At 72.7% G+C, this 17,704-nt stretch carries 23 protein-coding genes and 1 pseudogene; 12 read left to right on the top strand and 12 right to left on the bottom strand.

Going from position 1 to position 17,704, the window contains the following annotated elements; genetic code table 11:
* Positions 1-71: 71 nt before the first annotated feature.
* The 7 genes and pseudogenes from J421_RS30850 to J421_RS30875 form a co-directional block, all read right to left on the bottom strand.
* Positions 72-521 carry a hypothetical protein gene (locus J421_RS30850; protein WP_148306649.1) on the bottom strand — a complete coding sequence of 150 codons (450 nt, stop codon included), beginning with the start codon at positions 519-521 and terminating at the stop codon, positions 72-74.
* 109 nt (positions 522-630) lie between these two features.
* Complete coding sequence (locus J421_RS30855) at positions 631-999, bottom strand: response regulator (protein ID WP_025414991.1); 369 nt, start codon at positions 997-999, stop codon at positions 631-633.
* A 1-nt stretch (position 1,000) separates the two neighbouring features.
* Positions 1,001-1,738: a response regulator gene (locus J421_RS34240; RefSeq protein ID WP_425485861.1), complete on the bottom strand. Its 738-nt coding sequence runs from the start codon at positions 1,736-1,738 to the stop codon at positions 1,001-1,003.
* A gap of 60 nt (positions 1,739-1,798) precedes the next feature.
* Positions 1,799-3,127 (bottom strand): annotated as a pseudogene (locus J421_RS34245) (PAS domain-containing sensor histidine kinase); the annotation flags it as partial.
* Positions 3,128-3,195: 68 nt separating this feature from the next.
* Entirely contained in the window at positions 3,196-3,921 is a 726-nt protein-coding gene (locus J421_RS30865) for a Crp/Fnr family transcriptional regulator (RefSeq protein ID WP_158509004.1), read from the bottom strand.
* A gap of 11 nt (positions 3,922-3,932) precedes the next feature.
* Positions 3,933-4,115 (bottom strand): hypothetical protein, encoded by a 183-nt coding sequence (locus J421_RS30870; RefSeq protein ID WP_025414994.1) that lies wholly within the window; start codon positions 4,113-4,115, stop codon positions 3,933-3,935.
* 267 nt (positions 4,116-4,382) lie between these two features.
* Positions 4,383-5,606, bottom strand: a complete 1,224-nt coding sequence (locus tag J421_RS30875) for an AI-2E family transporter (protein WP_025414995.1) — start codon at positions 5,604-5,606, stop codon at positions 4,383-4,385.
* Between the two features lie 247 nt (positions 5,607-5,853).
* Between J421_RS30875 and J421_RS30880 the strand changes: the two genes are divergently transcribed.
* The gene (locus tag J421_RS30880; RefSeq protein WP_025414996.1) at positions 5,854-6,297 is read left to right on the top strand and encodes a hypothetical protein; all 444 of its coding nucleotides are present in this window, start codon (positions 5,854-5,856) and stop codon (positions 6,295-6,297) included.
* 47 nt (positions 6,298-6,344) lie between these two features.
* On the opposite strand, the gene J421_RS30885 is transcribed toward J421_RS30880, so the two are convergent.
* Entirely contained in the window at positions 6,345-6,671 is a 327-nt protein-coding gene (locus tag J421_RS30885) for a hypothetical protein (protein ID WP_148306650.1), read from the bottom strand.
* Positions 6,672-7,170: 499 nt separating this feature from the next.
* Here J421_RS30885 and J421_RS30890 point away from each other — a divergent pair, with 499 nt between their 5' ends.
* From J421_RS30890 to J421_RS30930, 9 genes are all read left to right on the top strand, one after another.
* A complete protein-coding gene (locus J421_RS30890; RefSeq protein WP_025414998.1) occupies positions 7,171-7,452 on the top strand; it encodes a hypothetical protein in 282 nt (93 codons plus the stop codon).
* A gap of 19 nt (positions 7,453-7,471) precedes the next feature.
* A complete protein-coding gene (locus tag J421_RS30895; RefSeq protein WP_025414999.1) occupies positions 7,472-7,756 on the top strand; it encodes a hypothetical protein in 285 nt (94 codons plus the stop codon).
* Between the two features lie 47 nt (positions 7,757-7,803).
* Entirely contained in the window at positions 7,804-8,991 is a 1,188-nt protein-coding gene (locus J421_RS30900) for a sensor histidine kinase (protein WP_025415000.1), read from the top strand.
* A gap of 78 nt (positions 8,992-9,069) precedes the next feature.
* Positions 9,070-9,579 (top strand): hypothetical protein, encoded by a 510-nt coding sequence (locus J421_RS30905; RefSeq protein ID WP_148306651.1) that lies wholly within the window; start codon positions 9,070-9,072, stop codon positions 9,577-9,579.
* Entirely contained in the window at positions 9,576-9,920 is a 345-nt protein-coding gene (locus J421_RS30910; protein WP_148306652.1) for a hypothetical protein, read from the top strand. Before J421_RS30905 ends, J421_RS30910 begins: the two co-directional genes overlap by 4 nt.
* Before the next feature lie 259 nt (positions 9,921-10,179).
* On the top strand, positions 10,180-10,368 hold the full coding sequence (locus J421_RS30915; RefSeq protein WP_025415003.1) for a hypothetical protein: 189 nt from the start codon (positions 10,180-10,182) through the stop codon (positions 10,366-10,368).
* 108 nt (positions 10,369-10,476) lie between these two features.
* Positions 10,477-11,067 carry a hypothetical protein gene (locus J421_RS30920; RefSeq protein WP_148306653.1) on the top strand — a complete coding sequence of 197 codons (591 nt, stop codon included), beginning with the start codon at positions 10,477-10,479 and terminating at the stop codon, positions 11,065-11,067.
* Positions 11,068-11,147: 80 nt separating this feature from the next.
* Complete coding sequence (locus J421_RS30925; RefSeq protein WP_025415005.1) at positions 11,148-12,113, top strand: MerR family transcriptional regulator; 966 nt, start codon at positions 11,148-11,150, stop codon at positions 12,111-12,113.
* A 168-nt stretch (positions 12,114-12,281) separates the two neighbouring features.
* The gene (locus tag J421_RS30930) at positions 12,282-12,599 is read left to right on the top strand and encodes a hypothetical protein (RefSeq protein WP_025415006.1); all 318 of its coding nucleotides are present in this window, start codon (positions 12,282-12,284) and stop codon (positions 12,597-12,599) included.
* 25 nt (positions 12,600-12,624) lie between these two features.
* Here the strand turns inward: J421_RS30930 and infA are convergent, their stop codons facing one another.
* Positions 12,625-12,843 carry a translation initiation factor IF-1 gene (gene infA / locus J421_RS30935; protein WP_025415007.1) on the bottom strand — a complete coding sequence of 73 codons (219 nt, stop codon included), beginning with the start codon at positions 12,841-12,843 and terminating at the stop codon, positions 12,625-12,627.
* A 94-nt stretch (positions 12,844-12,937) separates the two neighbouring features.
* Complete coding sequence (locus J421_RS30940; protein ID WP_025415008.1) at positions 12,938-13,144, bottom strand: cold-shock protein; 207 nt, start codon at positions 13,142-13,144, stop codon at positions 12,938-12,940.
* Positions 13,145-13,330: 186 nt separating this feature from the next.
* Here J421_RS30940 and J421_RS30945 point away from each other — a divergent pair, with 186 nt between their 5' ends.
* A complete protein-coding gene (locus tag J421_RS30945; protein ID WP_025415009.1) occupies positions 13,331-15,808 on the top strand; it encodes an ABC transporter permease in 2,478 nt (825 codons plus the stop codon).
* A 4-nt stretch (positions 15,809-15,812) separates the two neighbouring features.
* Positions 15,813-15,971 carry a hypothetical protein gene (locus J421_RS33330; protein WP_158509005.1) on the top strand — a complete coding sequence of 53 codons (159 nt, stop codon included), beginning with the start codon at positions 15,813-15,815 and terminating at the stop codon, positions 15,969-15,971.
* A gap of 27 nt (positions 15,972-15,998) precedes the next feature.
* Here the strand turns inward: J421_RS33330 and J421_RS30950 are convergent, their stop codons facing one another.
* Positions 15,999-17,207: a glycosyltransferase gene (locus tag J421_RS30950; RefSeq protein WP_025415010.1), complete on the bottom strand. Its 1,209-nt coding sequence runs from the start codon at positions 17,205-17,207 to the stop codon at positions 15,999-16,001.
* Between the two features lie 150 nt (positions 17,208-17,357).
* Positions 17,358-17,636, bottom strand: a complete 279-nt coding sequence (locus tag J421_RS30955) for a cupin domain-containing protein (RefSeq protein WP_236646409.1) — start codon at positions 17,634-17,636, stop codon at positions 17,358-17,360.
* Positions 17,637-17,704 lie beyond the last annotated feature (68 nt).

Consider the following 17,704-nt stretch of genomic DNA (forward strand, 5'->3'; position numbering starts at 1 on the left):
CCGTCCAGGCGCAACACGCCTAACGCGCGCCTAACGCCGTGTCGCGGCTGGGGCCTGCGCCGCGCCTCGCGTCATCCCGACCGCGCGTCCTCACGCAGCTCACACTCGTGCGTGGTGCCGTCGGTGAAGATCCGCGCCGTCTGTTCGCAGTAGAGTCGGTACTGCACGGTCCTGGCGTCCGGCCGAGGGTCGACGGAGCCTTGGGTGGCGACGGAGCCCTGGTACAGGAGCCCGTCGAACGCGAACACGTCGTTGCCGTCGCCGGCCGCGTGCGTGAATCCGAGGGTGAAGGTCTCCCGCTGCAGGACCGCGTCGTCCATCGCGAGCACGTGCACGTCGATCCACACGTGCTTCACGTAGCTCGCGTTCCGCACCCAGGCCTCGACGTGAAGCCGTGTCTGCAGGTTGCTGCGGCCGCTCGAATGGCCCGAGGAGCTGGGAAAGACGTTGCGCTTGACCGCGGTGTCGGTGGTCACGCGCAGCATCGTGCGGTCGGTGATGGCGCCGGCGCGGAGGCTCACGCGTTCGGCGGCCGCCGTGCCTGGCGTCGGGCGGGTCGGTTCGATCGAGCGGGATGGCATCTGTGAGGTGACTCGGCAAGGTGAAGACGAAAGAGCGCGCCGACCGCGCTCACGCGCCGGGCAGCCGATCGGCTACCGTCGCGAGGAACTCCTTGTAGTCGATCGGCTTCGCGACGTACCCGTCGCACCCGGCAGCGCGGATGCGCTCCTCGTCGCCCTTCATCGCGAGGGCGGTCAGCGCGATCACCGGGATGTCGCGCGTGGCCGCGTCGCGCTTGAGGAGCGCGGTCGCTTCGAGGCCGTCCATGCCGGGCAGCTGGATGTCCATCAGGATCAGCGCCGGGTGCCGGTCCCGCGCGAGCGTGAGCCCAGCCTCCGCGTCCGACGCCGCGAGCACGGTGTGTCCCGCCGACTCCAGCAGGAACGTCGTCAGCTTCATGTTCGCCGCGTTGTCCTCGACCACGAGCACCGTCGCCATCTCAGGCGGCCACCGCGCGTCCCGACAGCGCGCGTCTGACGGCGGCCGTGAACCGCTCGCCGTCGAAGCCGGCCTTGCCGACGATGCCTGTGACGTAGCCCTCCAGCTTCGCGCGGTCCTCCGCCGTGATCTGCTGCGCGCTCACCACGAGAATCGGAATGGACGCCGTGGCGGGCTCGCGGTCGAGCGCCTCGGCCACGTCGAACCCGCTCACGTCGGGCATCATCAGGTCGAGCACGATGAGGTCGGGCAGCTCGCGCCGCGCGATCTCGATCGCGTCGCGCCCGCCCGACGCGCGAATCACGGTGTCGCCCATGCTCGTGATGCGGAGCGCGATCATCTCCGCCGCCTTCGCGTCGTCGTCGACGACGAGCACGCGCCGCGCCGGGCCGTCGGCGGTCGCGGCGCCGAGCCCGAGGTCGGAGAGGGCGGCGCCGAGCTCCTCGCGCGAGATGGGCTTCTGCATCACCGCAGCCGCGCCTAACGCGAAGCCGCGGCTGCGGTCCGCCACGATCGAGATGAGCACGAACGGGATGTGTCGCAGCGCCGGCAGCCGCTTCAGCTGGCCGAGCAGCTCCCACCCGTCGGTGCCGGGCAGCATGACGTCGAGCGTGATCAGCGACAGCGGCCGCGCCGCGAGGCGCAGCGCTTCGTCCGCGCTGACCGCGTGGAGCACCGTGAGGCCCTGCGCCTCGAGCTGCAGGCGGATCAGTTCCGCGGACTGGACGTCGTCCTCGATGACGAGCGCCGTGCGCCCGCCCGGCGCCTCCGCGACGTACGGCTCGGGCGCCGGCGCCGGCGGCGCCGTCGGCTTCTCGGGCGCGCGGAGCGGCAGCCAGATCGTGAACCGGGAGCCCACGCCCACCGCGCTCTCCACGGCGACGGCGCCGCCGTGCAGCTCGGCCAGGAGCTTCACCATCGCCAGGCCGAGGCCCGTGCCCTCGTACTTCCGCGCCAACCCACTGTCGATCTGACTGAAGGGCTTGAACAGGAGCTCCAGAGCGTCCGGTGAGATGCCGATGCCGGCATCGGTCACGCTGATCTCCAGAAACTCCTCGAACGCGCTGTCGGCCAGCGGCAGCGCACGGCCCGCCCAGTCGCCCGTTAGGCGGCCCGCGGCGGCGCGTGCCACGCGGCCAGCGCGCAGGGTCACGGTGCCACGCTCGGCGCTGAACTTCACCGCGTTCGACAGCAGGTTGTACACGATCTGCTTCACCTTGCGGCCGTCCGCCCAGATCGAGCCCAGGTCGCTCGCGACGTCCGTCTCGAGCTGGACGTGGCGGGCGGCGGCCTTGCCTCTGACGACCGAGAGGCTGTTCACGAACAGTGAGGACACCTGCACCGGCTCGAGATCGAGCAGCATCTTGCCCGCCTCGACCTTCGACAGATCGAGAATGTCGTTGATGAGCGAGAGCAGGTGCTTCCCGCTGCGGAAGATGTCGCCGATGTAGGCGCGCTGCTGGTCCGTCATCGGGCCCATCAGGCCATCGCCCAACACTTCGGAGAATCCGATGATGGCGTTGAGCGGCGTGCGCAGCTCGTGCGACATGTTCGCGAGGAACTCGGACTTCATGCGGCTCGCGTTCTCGAGCTCGACGTTCTTCTGCTGCAGGCGCTGCTCGAGCTTCTGGCGCTCCTCTTCCACCTGCTTGCGCGCTGTGTTGTCGGTGCCGATGAGCAGATAGCCGATGATCGCGTCCTGCGCATCGCGCAGCGCGGTGACCGACACCACGGCGGGGAAGCGGCTCCCGTCCTTGCGGATGTAGGTGAGCTCGTAGATGTCCTCGATTCCCCGCGACGCCTTGAACACGAGCGCCTCGAACCCTGGCGTGATGGGCGTCCCGAGCTCCGCGCTGAGCGTGGTGGCGCGCGCGACCAGCTCCTGCGGGTCGGAGATGTCGGCGGGCGTGATCCTGTCCATCACTTCCGCTGCCGTGTAGCCGAGCATGCGCTCGGCACCGACGTTGAAGATCTGGATGACGCCGTCCGCGTCGGTGGCGATGCTGGAGAAGTTGGCGCTGTTGAAGATCGCGCTCTGCAACGCCCCCGTCCTCAGTAGCGCTTCGGGGCGCGGCACGTCCGCGCCGAGATCCGCGGCCCTCACCACGCGCCTGTGACCGGTCGACATGCAGCCCTCGCCTAGCTGTGGATGATGCGCACGGTAGCGCGCGATGAAGTCCGAGCGCCTCGCGACGCTCACTCGGCCGCCCGCGGGAACGCTCGCGCGTAGTCGGCCGCGATCACGTCGTAGCACGCGCATGCGGCGGCCTCGAGGCCCGCGCGGTCGGTGACGGTAACGTGCCCGCGCGCGTAGCGAATCACGCCGAGCGTGTGCAGCGCCTGGGCCGCCATCGACACCGTCGCGCGCTGCACGCCGAGCATCTGTCCGAGAAAGGCCTGCGTGAGCGTGAACCGGTCCTCGCCGACGCGGTCGTGCGCCATGAGCAGCCAGCGCGCGCACCGGGGACCGACGAGGTGGCGCTGGCTGCACGCCGCGTTCTGCGTGATCTGGCCCAGCATCGTGCGCGCGTACGCCTGCATCAGCGCGGGCAGCGCCGGCCCTCGCCGGAGCGCGCGCCGGAACGCGGCCGCCGTCATGCGCGACGCGCCGTCGGGCACTTGCAGCACCGCCTGCGTGGTGGCGAGCCGTCCACCGAGGAACACGGTGAGTCCGACCATGCCCTCGTTGCCGACGAGTCCCACCTCCACGGCCGGCCCCTCGTCGACCGGCGTCAGGAGCGACACCACGCAGCGCTGTGGGAAGTACACGTGCGTGACGAGCGCCTGTGCCTCGCACAGGACCGCGCCCTGCGTGATCGCCACGTCGTGCAGGTCGGCGCGCATCGCGTCGTACTCCGTCGCGGGCAGCGCCCGCAGCAGACGGTTGTGCTCCACTCGCTCGCCGCGCGTCGCGGTCCTCACCGGCGGCGCCATCAGCGGCGCCGCACGATGCCTAACACGAGCGGGTCGACGTCGAACGGGCCGACGCCCTGATGCTCCACGGCGCGGCGCAGGGTGTGGCCGCGCGCGGCGAGGGGGACCGGACGGCTCGCGTGCGTGCGAGCGTGGGCCGTCGGCGGTGGACGACGGTAGTGGACAGGACCGAGGATCGACATGGGGGCAGGGGTCGCGTGAAGGCGAGGATGCGACGAGGGACCGGATCCGTGTGGCGGAACCGGCCCCTCGCTGTGCGACATCTCCCACAGCACGTTCGGAGCCGTGAACGGCATAAAGCGGTCGTTCGGCCAACGATTCGACGCTAATCGCTGCGATCCCGGTGATTCCGGGCGTTCGATGCGTACACCCACGCGCCTGACCGTCGGGCCTGGTGCATCGGCGTCAGGCGGCCTCCTCCCCGCCTTGGGGTACGGGACGGAGCGTCGTTAGGCGCCCGGGGCAGCGTCCGCCACACCGAGCGGCGACGCGTCGGCCGCGTCGCCGACGACGCCCTCGACGTACAGCAGCTTGATCGGGACGATCACGACCGCCAGCAGCGGGACGGCGACCATCAGCCCGAGGAAGCCGAAGAGCAGCGCCATCACGCCCTGGGTCACGATGGTGAGGGCCGGCGGCAGATCCATCCCTTCCTTCATGAGCATGGGGATGAGCACGTGCCCCTCGAGCTGCTGGATGACGAGGTAGGCCAGCCCCACCGTGAGCGCCTTCTCCGGCGAGTCGAGAAAGCCCATCGCGATCGCCGGCACGGCGGACAGGATGGGCCCGATCGTCGGCACGAACTCCAGCAGCCCGGCGATCACGCCGAGCGCGACGGCCGCCTTCACCCCGAGGACGAGCAGCGTGACGGTGCTGACCACGCCGATGGTGAGCATGGCGATGAGCTGGGTCACGAGCCATCGCCGCAGCACGGTCGCGATCCGCGTCAGCACCACGCCGGCCCGGTCGCGCGCGCCGTGCGGGAACAGGTGCATCAGTCCCGTGTGGTAGAGCGCCGGGTCGGCGCCCACGTAGATCGCCAGCACGAGGATGAGGAACAGCCCGGCCGCGACGGTCACGGTCGACGACAGGAACGGGAACAGGTACCGGGCCGCACCACTCAACTGCTCGGTGATCCGCTCGCGGAGCGTCGGCGCGCGCGGGGCGGCGGGCGCTGTGGCGGGCGCCGACGTCGGCACGCGCGGGCGTCCACGGACGGCGGGCGCGGGCGTCGTGGGCGGCGTGGCCGGCGTGGCCGCGACCTCCCGGCCGCCGAGGAACAAGCCGGCCACGCCCGGGCGCGCATTCACCCACGCCTCGATGCGATCGACGGCCTCCGGCACCCGCGTGCGGAGCTCGATGGCCTGCTCCCGCACCGTGGGCGCGATCGCCGCGCCGACGCCGTACAGGGCGCCGAGGAACCCGAACACGACGAGCGGCGCGCCGATGCCGCGCGGGATGCGCAGCCGCGTGAGCTGTTCGGCCCCGGCGCCGACCGCGAGCCCGAACAGGACGCCGAGGAACGCGGTGAGCGCGATGTCGCGCGCCACCCACAGCAGCGCGAGGGCGAGCAGATAGCTCGTCACCAGGGCCGTCGCGCGCAGCACGTCGCCGCTGCGCCAGCCCACCATGCGGGCGCGCCGCTCCGCCGCGCCGAGCTCGTGTCGCGGCATCGGGCTACCGCCTGGGCGCATCGGTGGACTCCGGCCGGCGCACGAAAGGATCGGACATGGTGGACACCAGAGGCAGGGGAGCGCGGACGCCGCGAGCGAACGTGCGGGACGAATCGGCATCTTTCCATCGGCGGCTGCGTACGGTCATCGCGAGGCACATCGGGTCATCAGGCGCCAGCGAGAGCGACGCCCGGTCCGGCGCCGGCTTCGGCGCTCCTGGCCTCGCCGATTTCCGAAGGAGCATCCCATGTCGTCCACCGATAGAAAGCTTCCCGCCGCCGATCCGGCCGCGGCAGAGCGTACCGCGCTCGAGCGCACCGTGCTGGCCCTCACCGGGACGCCGTACGTGCCGCGTCGGGACCATCCCGCCGCGGCCAGGCAGTCGCCCGATGACCACGCGCCCGGCACCGCGGAGTCGTGGGAGCGGCTCGCCCACACCGGGGAACGGCGCGTGTGGGCGGCGGCGGACGCCGCACTGGCCGCGCAGGCCACCCAGGCCGCGCTCGCGGGCGCCGTGGGTGCCTACGTGCGCGCGCTGCGGACCGCGGGCGTTCGGCTGGGTGGCGTGCTGGCGGCCATCGCGTCGGCGGTGCGCCGATCGGTCGCCCCGACGATCAGCGTGGGCGCGCTCGACGGCGTCCTGCGCGACGCTGGACAGTACGGCATCGAGGCCTACTTCGACCCACGTTAGGCCGCGTCGGGCCCCGAAGCGCTTCACGCAGCGGCCGGCGCGAGCGCCTAACGGCGTGCCGATCGATCGCCGACCAAGTGCGCCGCCGAGCGCCCCTGGCCCGTCGCGGCGACCGGCGCGCGCTCGTAGTACGCGGCGAAGAACGCGTGGAACACCTGCACGCGTAGCTCGCTCGCTGCGGCAGGACGCAGCGGTCGCGGGGCGGCCGCGCGCGTCGCGTCGCTCAGGTGCGTGAGCACGTCGGTCGCGGGCTGGCCCTCCGCCCGGCACTGCTTCACGTACGCGCGGGTCGCTGCGTCGAGGGCGGCGAACGCGGCCGCGCGGCGGTGGGCCGGATGAATGCGGCCGTCGCACAGGCGGAGCGCCCGCGTCACGGCGTGCGCCAGGGCGTGCGCCGGCGTGCGTTCGATGCGGCAGCGGAGATCGCGGACGTCGCGGCCGCCGACGTCGCGGCTCGTCGCCGCTCCGCTGCGGATCGGGCCGGGCGCTGCGGCTGACAGGTATCGAACGGACAAGGCGACGCCTCACGATGATGGCGTCGCCAGTAGCGCCCGTCGATGACTCTCTGTGCCCTGCGGGCTGGTGGCGTTCCGCAAGGGCGCCGCACGCGGCGGCGCGTCACAGTGTGCGCTACCCAACATAATGCGGCAGCCCCGCCACCGGCACCGGCAGACGGCTCCCCGTCGAGCGCGCCGCCGCGAGTCTTGTCCAAGAATTGTTCAGGACGAAAACTTGACCGCGCTGGTCGCTGGACTAGCTTCCATGGTGGGAAGTCGTGTCGGCGCGACGAGGCACGGTCGGGGATCGACACGTCGCGAGGCCGCGACGACCGCGAGGAACGCGGTCCGTACGCTCACCGTCGGGAGGGAAGCGATGTCCGCCATCCTCTGGATCGTCGTGCTCGGTCTCGCGTTCGCGGCCTGCCGCTGGAGCGGCCGCCTCTTCGACGGGCACTACGCCGACAAGACGGAGCTCTTCGCCGTGGCCCTCGTCGCCCTGTCGGTCCTGGGGCCGCTCATGCTGGGCGCCGCCTCGGCCAGGCTGTGGGGGCTGCCGACGGGCATGCTGCTGTTCCTCGCCGTCGGCGGCGGTCTGCTGCTCGGTCGTCGCCGTGAAGTCTCGGGCCCGACCGTCCGGCGCTCGGCCACTGCATGACACACACGACGAGGTCGCGATGACGCCCGACGAGGTTCCGCTCTCGACGCTCTACGCGCAGTGCGACGCGGCCAGCCGCGTACGGGGCGGCGACGGCGAGTGGCAGGCGCACGCCGCGGTGCTCGATCGCCTGGCGGAGAGCCGCCGGATCGCGGAGGCTGCCGGCTGGACGTCCTGCGCCATCGAGCGCGATGGCGATGCCGGTCGGTTCGAGCTGTTCGGCGTCCCGCCGGCGTCCACGCTGCGGACGCAGGTGCCGGACTGGTCGAACGACGCCGCCGCCGAGTCCGGGAGCGATGCGTAACGGATGCGAGTCGCCGCATCGAACGTGACGCTCGACCACGGCACGGGATGACGCGACTGGCCGACTTCATTCTCGCCAACCGAGAGCCGATCCTGGCCGAGTGGGAGGCGTTCGCTCGCACCTGCGCGCCGGCGGGTGGGACGATGGCCATCGCCGCCCTGCGCGATCACGCCGACGCGATGCTCAGCGCGATCGCCGCCGACCTCACGACCGCCCAGACGCGGCTCGCGCAGTCGGAGAAGTCGAAGGGCCGTGCGCATGGGGCGGCCCCGGACGTGTCCACCGCCGCCGGCGAGCACGGCGCGGGGCGGGCGGCGAGCGGGTTCACGGTGGAGCAGATGGTGGCCGAGTACCGCGCGCTCCGCGCCAGCGTGATCCGGCTCTGGACCAGGGCCGAGGGCGCGCTCGGGTCGGACGACGTCGATGACCTCACGCGCTTCAACGAAGCCATCGACCAGTCGCTCGCCGAATCGGTCGCCCAGTACGACGAGGGCATGGAGCGGGCGAAGGAGACCTTCCTGGCGGTGCTCGGGCACGACCTCCGGACGCCGCTCGCGGCGATCTACTCGTCGGCGACGTTCATGCTCGAGACGGGCGAGCTCGACGAGCCGTACCGCACGCTCATGACGCGCATCGCCGGCAGCGCGAAGCGCACGGTGACGATGGTGGGCGACCTGCTGGACTTCACCCGGAGCCGGCTCGGAGGCGGCATCCCCGTGGTGCGCGTGGACATGAACCTCGCCAAGGTCGTCCACGACGTCGTCGACGAGATCTCGGCGGCGCATCCGGGCTGCCGAATCCGCGTCGACACCCGCGGCGAGCAGCGCGGGGACTGGGATGCGGCGCGTCTCAGCCAGGCGCTGGGCAACCTGATCGGCAACGCCGTTCAGCACGGAGCCGAAGGGACTACCGTGACGGTCGACATCAGCGGCGACCCGACACACGTCACGATCGCGGTGCACAACCGTGGCGCGCTCATCCCGTCGGCGCAGCTCGACGGCCTCTTCAACCCGATGAAGACGCGCCGGTCGACGCGCCCTGCGGTACCGGGAGGCCCGACGGGCAGCCTCGGCCTCGGCCTCTACATCGCGGAACGGATCGTCACCGCGCACCACGGCGCCATCGCCGTGGAATCCGACGAGGCGGCGGGCACGACGTTCACCGTCTCCCTGCCGCGCCACGAGGCGCGGGTGGGGCGTCGTCCCGTGCGCACTTCTGCCCATGATTTGTCTTAGACAATAGATTGACATCGCGCGTCCCCGGCTTAGTCTTCGATCGGGGGCGTCGAGCCGACGCCCCACCGGAGAGGCAGCATGGGCGCGAGGCACGGTGCACGGTGGGGCGCGGTGTGCGGCGCGGCATTGGCGGCGACCGCCGCCGGGTGTGCGGCGTTGCGCGGGCCCGAGGTGCCGACGCCCCGGAGCGCCGCCCGGAACACCGAGGCGAACGTCGAATCCCGCTGGCACGTGGCGTTCGTGCCGTCCGGCGCGGCGCGGCGCGCGGAGATGGGCGGGTGGGCGTCGATGCGCTCGGGCGAGAGCCGGGCGAATACCAGCATCCTGCTGAACATCACGAACGCCACGCCGGGCGCCGTGCATCCGTGGCAGCTCCACCATGGCCGCTGCGACGCCGACCGGGGGATCTACGGCCCTGCCTCGGCCTACGAGCCGATCGTCGTGGATGCGGACGGGCGCGGTGCCGGGCAGGCGACCGTGCGCATGCCGTTGCCCGCGCAGGGGCCATTCTTCGTCCGCATCGCGGCGTCGGGCGCCGCGCCGGATTCCATCGTCGCGTGCGGCGACCTCGTGCCGCCGGCGCCGTGAGCCGGGCACGATCGTACGACGCCCTGCCGGACGACGCGGAAGAGCCGCGCCGACCGCGCGGGGTGCACTTGGATCAGGCCGATCTCGAGGAGGGCGCCGTGGCGCCGCCCGGGGCGCCAGAGGTGCTCGACATGCTGGATCCCAAAGAGCAGAACAAGGGCGGCTTCGGCGCCTTCGCCGCGCGTGAGCGCGAACGTCGCGATACCGCGCAGCCCTCGGCCGATGCCGCGGGCGGGGCGACGGTTCCTGGACCGGACACGGCGCCGGCGAGCGGCGACACGGCCGCCGCGCCCGCGCCGACCGCGCGGCGCCGGCGGTTCTTCGGGTTCCTGCTGCCCTGAGGACGGATCGACGACCCCGGTGGGCGGCCGAGCATCATGCCGCCCGCCGGAGTCGTCGCGCCCGCCTACCGGACAGCCGCCGCCCGCGGCCCGTCGGCGCCTCCCACCGCGCGACGGGGAAGTAGCGCGCCGACCGGTCACCGTGTCGGGAACGTGTCCTGGACAATTCCTTGACCTGGACCGGTCCGCGGGGCACCTTTAGCGCTCGGGTGGGCGTCGTTGCGCCGCCACCTGCGTCACGCGCGCCGGAGCGGCACCGATGGCAGGTCCATACGACGAGTACAAGGACACGCCCCTCTGGCGCAGCCTGGCCGCAGCAGTGGTCGAGCTCGAGGCGAGCCGGGAGATCGCGGTCGCGACGGCGTCGGACTACGTCGTCGGGTATCTCTGCCAGACCCTGGTCGCGGCGCAGCTGGCGGCGCCGAGAGCGCTCACGTACGACCCATGAGCCGGCCCGCTCCCGGCGCGCTCGCTCACGGCGGGTGTGGCGGGTGGCGCGCCTGACGCAGCCGTACCACGGCATGCGCCGGACACGAACCTGACAATCGAGCGGAACATGATGGAGGACACGCTGCAGCACGGACGAGCGCACCCCGCAGGACAGTCCGAGCCCCGGGCGCCGGAGGGCACGCCGTCGCGTCGGGCCGCCGCCGGCGCCGCGCGCGACCCGAAGCCCCGGTCGTCGCCGCGGCGAGAGAGTCGCACGCTGGCCGTGGCGCGTGAGGCGTTCGTCGCGGCCATCGCGCGCGACACGCCGGGCACGGACCGGCCGCGCTTCGTCAAGGTCATCGACGCCCTGATCGCGTGGAGCGTCGCGCGCTCCACCGCGCTGAGGTTCCGGACCGACGAGAAACGCAACGACGTCCTCGCGTTCGAGCTCGCGGAAACGGGGGAGGTGTTCTGGTCCGCCCTCGCGGTGCGTGGCGCGAGCCCCACGCTCGAGGTCCACATGCCGGCCGGCCGGGAACGGAGCGCCGAGGACCGTCGCACGGTGATGGAGACGCTGAACGCGCATTCGCGCGGCGTGCTCGTCGAGGGTGACCGGCTCCGGATCGGGTTCGGGGCGCTGAAGAACGACGGCGCGCGCGCGGCCGTGCTCGACGCGATGCAGAAGCTCCTCGTGAAGGGAGCATCCGGGGCCGCGTGACGTGAGCCGGCAGCTGGTGTCGAGAAATTGTCCAAGACAATATCTTGACAAAACGGGACGGGATCGTTACCCATACCGCCATGCCCCGTCGCCAGCCTGACGCGTCCGCCGCCGTACACCCGATTCAGGTCGTCACTCGGCTCACCGGGCTGAGCGCGGACCTCATCCGCGTCTGGGAGAAGCGCTACGGCGTCGTCGTCCCGGTGCGCACGCCGAGCGGGCGGCGGCTCTACTCGGACGCGGACATCGAGCGGCTCCGGCTCCTCGGCCGCGCGACGCTGGCCGGGTACTCGATCCGTCGAGCGGCGGCGCTGCCGGCGAAGGCGCTCGCCGCCCTCGCCGGCAAGGGGACCGTGCTGACGGACGGCAGCGGCACCACCGAGGGGCCCGGCGCCGCGACGCCGGAATCCTCGGCTCCGGGGGCCGCCGACCACCTCGACGCATGTCTCGCGGCGATCGAGCAGTTCGACGCCGTGGCGCTCGACGCGATCCTCCGTCGGGCGACCATCGCACTCTCGACGGCGGCCTTCCTCGACACGGTGGTCCTGCCGCTCGAGGCGCGCGTGGCGGCGCGGGTGCACGACGGTTCGCTGCGCGCGCCGCACCGGCATCTGGCGCACGCGACGCTGCGGCGCGTGCTCGACCACCTCACCGCGGCCGCCACCTCACCGGTCGCGTCGCCGGACCTCGTCGTCACGACGCCGATCGGGCAGTTCGAGGAGCTCGGCGCGCTCGTCACGGCGGCGGCCGCGGCCGCCGAAGGGTGGCGAGTCACTTACGTGGGCGCCGGCATGCCCGCCGACGATGCCGCCGAGGCGGTGACGCTGCTCGACGCGCGCGCCGTGGCGCTGAGCTTCGGCACGGCGCCCGGAGACCGGCTCGTCGCCCGCGAGCTGCGCCGGCTCCGGTCGCTGCTCCCGAACGAGGTCGCGATCCTCGTGGAGGGCGCGGCCGCCGACACGCACCGGGCCGTGCTCGGCGAGATCGGGGCGTCGGTGCTCCGCGACCTGCCGACGCTTCGCACGAGGCTGCGCGCGCTCGTCTAGACCCCGGCCGTGGTCGTTGTCCAGAGATTGTCCTGGACAATCCATTGACATTGCGCGCGGCGGGCCTAGTCTTCGGTGTGACGTCGTACGATCACGCGCTGCGAGCTCGCCGGCCGACCCGACCGGGGTCATACCGTCGCCGCGGCGCGACCCGCACAGGAGCCGGACATGCGCGATGCCACGGAATACCGGAAGCCCGCGACGACCAGCGCCGCCGGTTACCAGCCGACCCTCGCGCGCCTCTACGAGCGATTCGACGCCATCGCCAAGGGCCGCGCTCCCGCGGGCGGGCCGGACCTCCACCAGCTCATCCTCGAACGGCTGGCGTCCAACCGGGCATTCGCCGAGGCCGAGGGATGGACGGCGTGCGCGCTGGAGCGGGATGGCGGCTCCGGTCGACTCCGGCTCATCGGCGTCGCGCCGTCGGCCGCGACGCGCTCCGTCGTCCCTGACTGGACAGCGGCCGACGCCGCGCGCGCGCGATAGAGCGCGTTAGGCAGCCGGCCGCGGGTCAGGTCTTGTGGCGGAACGTGATGCGGCCGCGTGACAGGTCGTACGGCGACATCTCGAGCTTCACGCGGTCGCCGTGCAGCACGCGGATGCGGAAGCGCCGCATCTTGCCGCAGAGCGTCGCCATCACGGCATGCCCGTTCTCGAGCGTGACGCGGAACGTGGCACTCGGCAGGACGTCGGTGATGACGCCCTCCATCTCCAGCGCTTCTTCCTTCATGACCGCTCCGGGGTAGGGGAACGCGTGGCAGCGGGCATGCGTCGGCCGATCCGACGCGAGTCAGACCGGCCCGGCCGGCGCCTGCCGCGCGTCGTCAGAGGCTGACGACGCTCTCGGCGGCGGGGCCCTTCTGGCCCTGCACGATGTCGAACTCGACGCGCTCGCCCTCGGCGAGCGACTTGTAGCCCGGCTTCTGGATTGCGGAGTGGTGCACGAAGCAATCCTTCGTGCCGTCCTCGGGCGTGATGAAGCCGAAGCCCTTGTCGGCGTTGAACCACTTCACGGTTCCGGTCGTGCGCATATATACGTACTCCATCTGGTGTTGGCGCGACGACCGCCGTCCGCCCGAACGGGCGGAACGCAACAAGGGCCCGCGCGAGAGCGAGGGCCCTTGTCCATCGGCGGTGTATGCGCGGTGCGCATGTGTCGCTGATTGATACTAATGCACCGGGGCTCCGAGCACAACACGAATCGTCGAGAGGTTTCGATGCGACCCGTCGTTCACCTGCCGCTCGCGACCGAGCTCCGCTTCGCCGCGCGCCGCCTCCGGCGTGCACCGGGGTTCGTCGCGGCCGCCGTGCTGGTGCTCGCGTTAGGCATCGGCGCCACCACCGCGGTGTTCAGCGTCGTGAACGCGGTGCTGCTCGAGCCGCTGCCGTACCCGCGCTCCGATCGGCTCGTGCGGCTCACGCACACCGTGAACCTCGCCGGCCTCTCGACGGTCGATCAGTCGGACGCCACGGTGATGCTCTATCAGCGATACGCCGGCGCGTTCGACGGCGTCGCCGGGTGGCTCGCCGACAACGTCGACGCCGACGTCGAGCCGTCGGAGCCGGGCGAGACGCCGCTGCGCGCACACGTCGCGCGCGTCACGGCGAACCTGCTCGACGTGCTCCGGGTGCGCCCCGCGATCGGCCGAGGCTTCGCGCCCGGCGAGGACCGCGTCGGTGCGCCGCGCGTGATCCTGGTGTCGGACCGGCTGTGGCGGGAGCGCTATCACGGCGACCCGCACGCGATCGGCCGCCGCATCCTCGTGAACGAGGTGCCGCGCACGATCGTCGGCGTGATGCCGCGGGGCTTCGGCTATCCGGCGAGCACCGTCGATCTGTGGATCCCGCAGGCGCTCGACCCGGCGCACACGCAGGCGACGCGCTTCGACTTCGTCGGCATCGGGCGACTGCGCGACGGCGTGTCCATGGAGCGCGCGCGGGCCGATCTCGCGCGCCTGCTGCCACGTCTCCCCGAGGAGTTCTCCGCCGATCGCTCCGCGGTGGTGGTGGCGCAGGCGCACGCCACGCCGCGGGTGGAGTCGCTGCGTGACTCGATCGTCGGCCCGGTGGCCCATCTCGTCTGGATGCTGCTCGCGAGCGTGCTGCTGGTGCTCGTCATCGCGTGCGCGAACGTGGCGAGCCTGTTTCTCGTGCGGGCCGAGCACGCGCAGGTGGAGCTGGCCGTGCGCGGCGCGCTCGGATCCGGCGTGCGCGGTCTCATGGCGCTGTCGCTCAGCGAGTCGGCGCTGCTCAGCGCGGCCGGCGGTGCGCTCGGCGTGCTGCTCGCCGCGGTCGGTGTGAAGGCCGCGGTGCACGCCGGCGACGCGTGGGCCCTGCCGCGCCTCGACGAGGTGGGCGTCGATGTCCGCACGCTGCTGTTCGCGCTCGCCGCCACGGTCCTGTGCGCGCTCTGCGTCAGTCTGCTGCCGGTGCTGCGCGCGCGGCGCACGCCCGTCGCGCTCGTGCTGCGCGCCGCCGGTCGCGGCGCCACCGCCGACGCGTCGCGCCAGCGCGCGCGCAACGGGCTCGTCGTCGTGCAGACGGCGATCGCCCTCGTGCTCGTCGCGTCGTCGGGGCTGATGGCGCGGAGCCTGATGCGGCTGGAGCGCGTCGAGTCGGGGTTCGTGCCCGACGATGTCGCCGTCGCGCGGCTCGTGGTCCCGATCGCGAAGTACAACACCGGCGCACGCGCGCGCTTCCTCCAGGAGCTGCTCCAGCAGGTGCGCGCCGCGCCCGGCGTCCGCGACGCGACCATCACCAACTGGGTGCCGCTCAGCAACGACCAGTGGAAGGCGGCGATCGAGGTCGAGGATCGTCCGCTGCCGCCCGACGCCGCGGGCGCCACGCACCTCGCTGCGACGGTGGACGGCCGCTACTTCGGCACGGCGGGCATCCCGCTCCTGCGCGGCCGCACGTTCGAGCCGATGGACCCGGCGCGCCCGTCCGACGAGATCGTCGTGAGCCACGCGTTCGCGCTGCGATACTGGAACGGCGCGAGCCCGTTAGGCAAGCGCATCCGGCCGTTCGGCGGCACGTGGTCCACGATCGTCGGCGAGGTGGGCGACGTGCACTACGAGGCGCTGGACCGACCGGTGAACGACGTCGTGTACTTCCCGCTCGTGAGAGACAACGGCGAGTCGCCCGCCGTGCCGGCCATGGTCGCGGTGCTCGCGCGGACCCGTCCGGGGCGCGCGGCCGCGACCGTCCCCGTCCTCCGCGACATCGTGCGCGCGCTCGATCCGGCGCTGCCGACGTTCGGCGAGGGCACGCTCGACGATGCCGTGCGCCGAGCGTCGGCGCGCACGCGCGCGCTCGTCGTGCTGCTCGCGGTGGCGAGCGCGGTCGCGTTGCTGCTCGGCGCGGTGGGCCTGTACGGCGTCGTGGCGTACGGCGTGAGCGTCCGGCGCCGCGAGATCGGCGTCCGCATCGCGCTCGGCGCGCGGCCGGCGGATGTGAGTCGCGCGGTGTCGCTGGACGGGCTGCGGCTCGCCGCGGTCGGCGTCGCGATGGGGCTGCTGTGCGCGATCGCGTTCACGCGGCTGCTGCGCGGTCTGCTGTACGAGGTGAGCGCGACCGATCCCTGGGTGCTCGGGCTCACGGCCGTCGTGCTCCTCGTCGTCGCGTTCGTCGCGAGCTGGCTGCCGGCCCGGCGCGCCGCGGCCGTGGACCCGGCCGAGGTGCTCGGCGCGGGGTGACGCGATGAGCAAGCTACTGGCGTTCGTCGGCGCGACCGTCGGCGGCTACGCGGGCTGGGCGCTCGGCGCGCTCGCCGGAACGTTCGCGGCGTTCGTCGTGAGCGTGGTGGGTACGGCGGCCGGTGTGTATGCCGGTCGGCGGATCGGGCGACACTGGGAGTGACATGCCTAACGCGTGACGAATCACGCGTCACGTGGCGATCAGACGGCGCGCGGCGACGTCCGCGCCGTCGGTGCGCACCGCGGCGGCGACGGTCCGCGCCCGCGTGCGCACGTCGGGCTGCAGCGCGCGCTCGAGCGCGCGCGTGAGCGACGCGGCCGTCGGCGCGCCGGGTGCGTGCGCGGTGCCGATGCCGAGGTCGTCGACGCGCCGGGCCCAGTAGTGCTGATCGTACATCTGCGGGACGACGACCTGCGGCGCGCCCGACAGCGCGGCGGCCGTCGTGGTGCCCGCGCCGCCGTGATGGACCACTGCGCCGACGCGCCGGAACAGCGCCTGCTGATTCACCTCGCCGATGACGAGGCAGTCGGCCGCATCGTCGGCGACCGACAGCTCGGCCCACCCGCGGAGCACGATCGCGCGGCGCCCGTGCGCGCGCGCCGACTCGACGATCACCTGGCCGAGGTCGTGCGGCGCGCGGATGCTGCCGAAGCCGAAGTAGATCGGCGGCTCCCCGGCGTCGAGGAACGCCTCGATCTCGGGCGCGAGCGGCCGCTCGTCACGCAGGATCCACGCGCCGGGCTGGAACACGTGGGGGTCGGCGGGATCGGGCCACGGCGCGAGCGTCCCGTCGGCGGCGAGCCACGGTCGGTCGGTGAGGATGTGGCCGCGCACGTCGGCGACCGGCGTGAGGCCGAGCCCCGCTCGGCGCGCGTTCAGCAGCGCGCCCCACGTGTCGCTCGTGCGTCGCGCGTCCTTCGCCCACAGCTCGGCGAGGTCCGCGTCGGCAGCTGCCGGCGTGTCGCCCAACATGCCTAACACGGGCGGCGCGTGGTGCGGCGACGGCAGCACGGCGGGACAGTACGCGGCGAACACGTACGGGATGCCCATCCGCTCGGCCACCGACGGCGCGGCGATCTGCAGCACCGTCGCGCCCACGATGACGTCGCACCCCTCGGCCGCCGCGGCGATCGTCTCGAACTGCGCGGCCACCATGCCTTCCAGCATCTGCCGCCGCTGCTCCAGCGTCGGCGGGGCCGCGTCAGGCCGCGCCCTTCCGGTCGAGCGCAGCTCCGGCCCGATCGGCGTGACGGGCAAGCCGAGCTCCTCGATCCACTCGCGGAAGTCGGGGGGCACGCACAGGCGCACCTCCTCGCCGAGCGCGCGCAGCGCCAGGCCGAGCGCCACCAACGGCTGCACGTCGCCCCGCGACCCGATCGTCGAAAGCAGCACGCGCATCGGAGCCTCCCCTCGCTGGTCGGAGTTGGTCGCCTTCCGTGAGCCCCGACTCACGGAAGGCGCCCATTCTGAACCCGCCCCCCGGGCTTGCCGCAAGCCTCCCGGCCGGCGATATAGTCCGGTGGCCGAGCAAGGGTCACCCGTCGGGCGTCAGCGGTTGGTCGCCGCGCGCGGTGTGTCGGCCGGGTTCACGTACGTCAGCGCGAACGGACCGAGCGCGTGGACCTGCACCACGGTCGCTCCCTGCGCGACGGCGAAGTGCGCGTGTCCCGCGGGCGCGGTGACGAAGCCGCCGCGCGACAGCGTGAGCATCGAGTCGGTGCGGAACCGCTCGCCCATGCCGACCTTGAACGTGCCGCTTATGACGGTCACGTGCTCGTCGGTCGGATGCGTGTGCGGCGGGAGGCGGTAGCCGTCGGGCAGCCGCAGTCGGACGGTGAACCCCGCCCACGGGGGCCGAGCCGCTGCGCGCGATTCGCCTCGAGCTCCGCCGCATC

Source organism: Gemmatirosa kalamazoonensis (genome assembly GCF_000522985.1).
Classification (GTDB): domain Bacteria; phylum Gemmatimonadota; class Gemmatimonadetes; order Gemmatimonadales; family Gemmatimonadaceae; genus Gemmatirosa; species Gemmatirosa kalamazoonensis.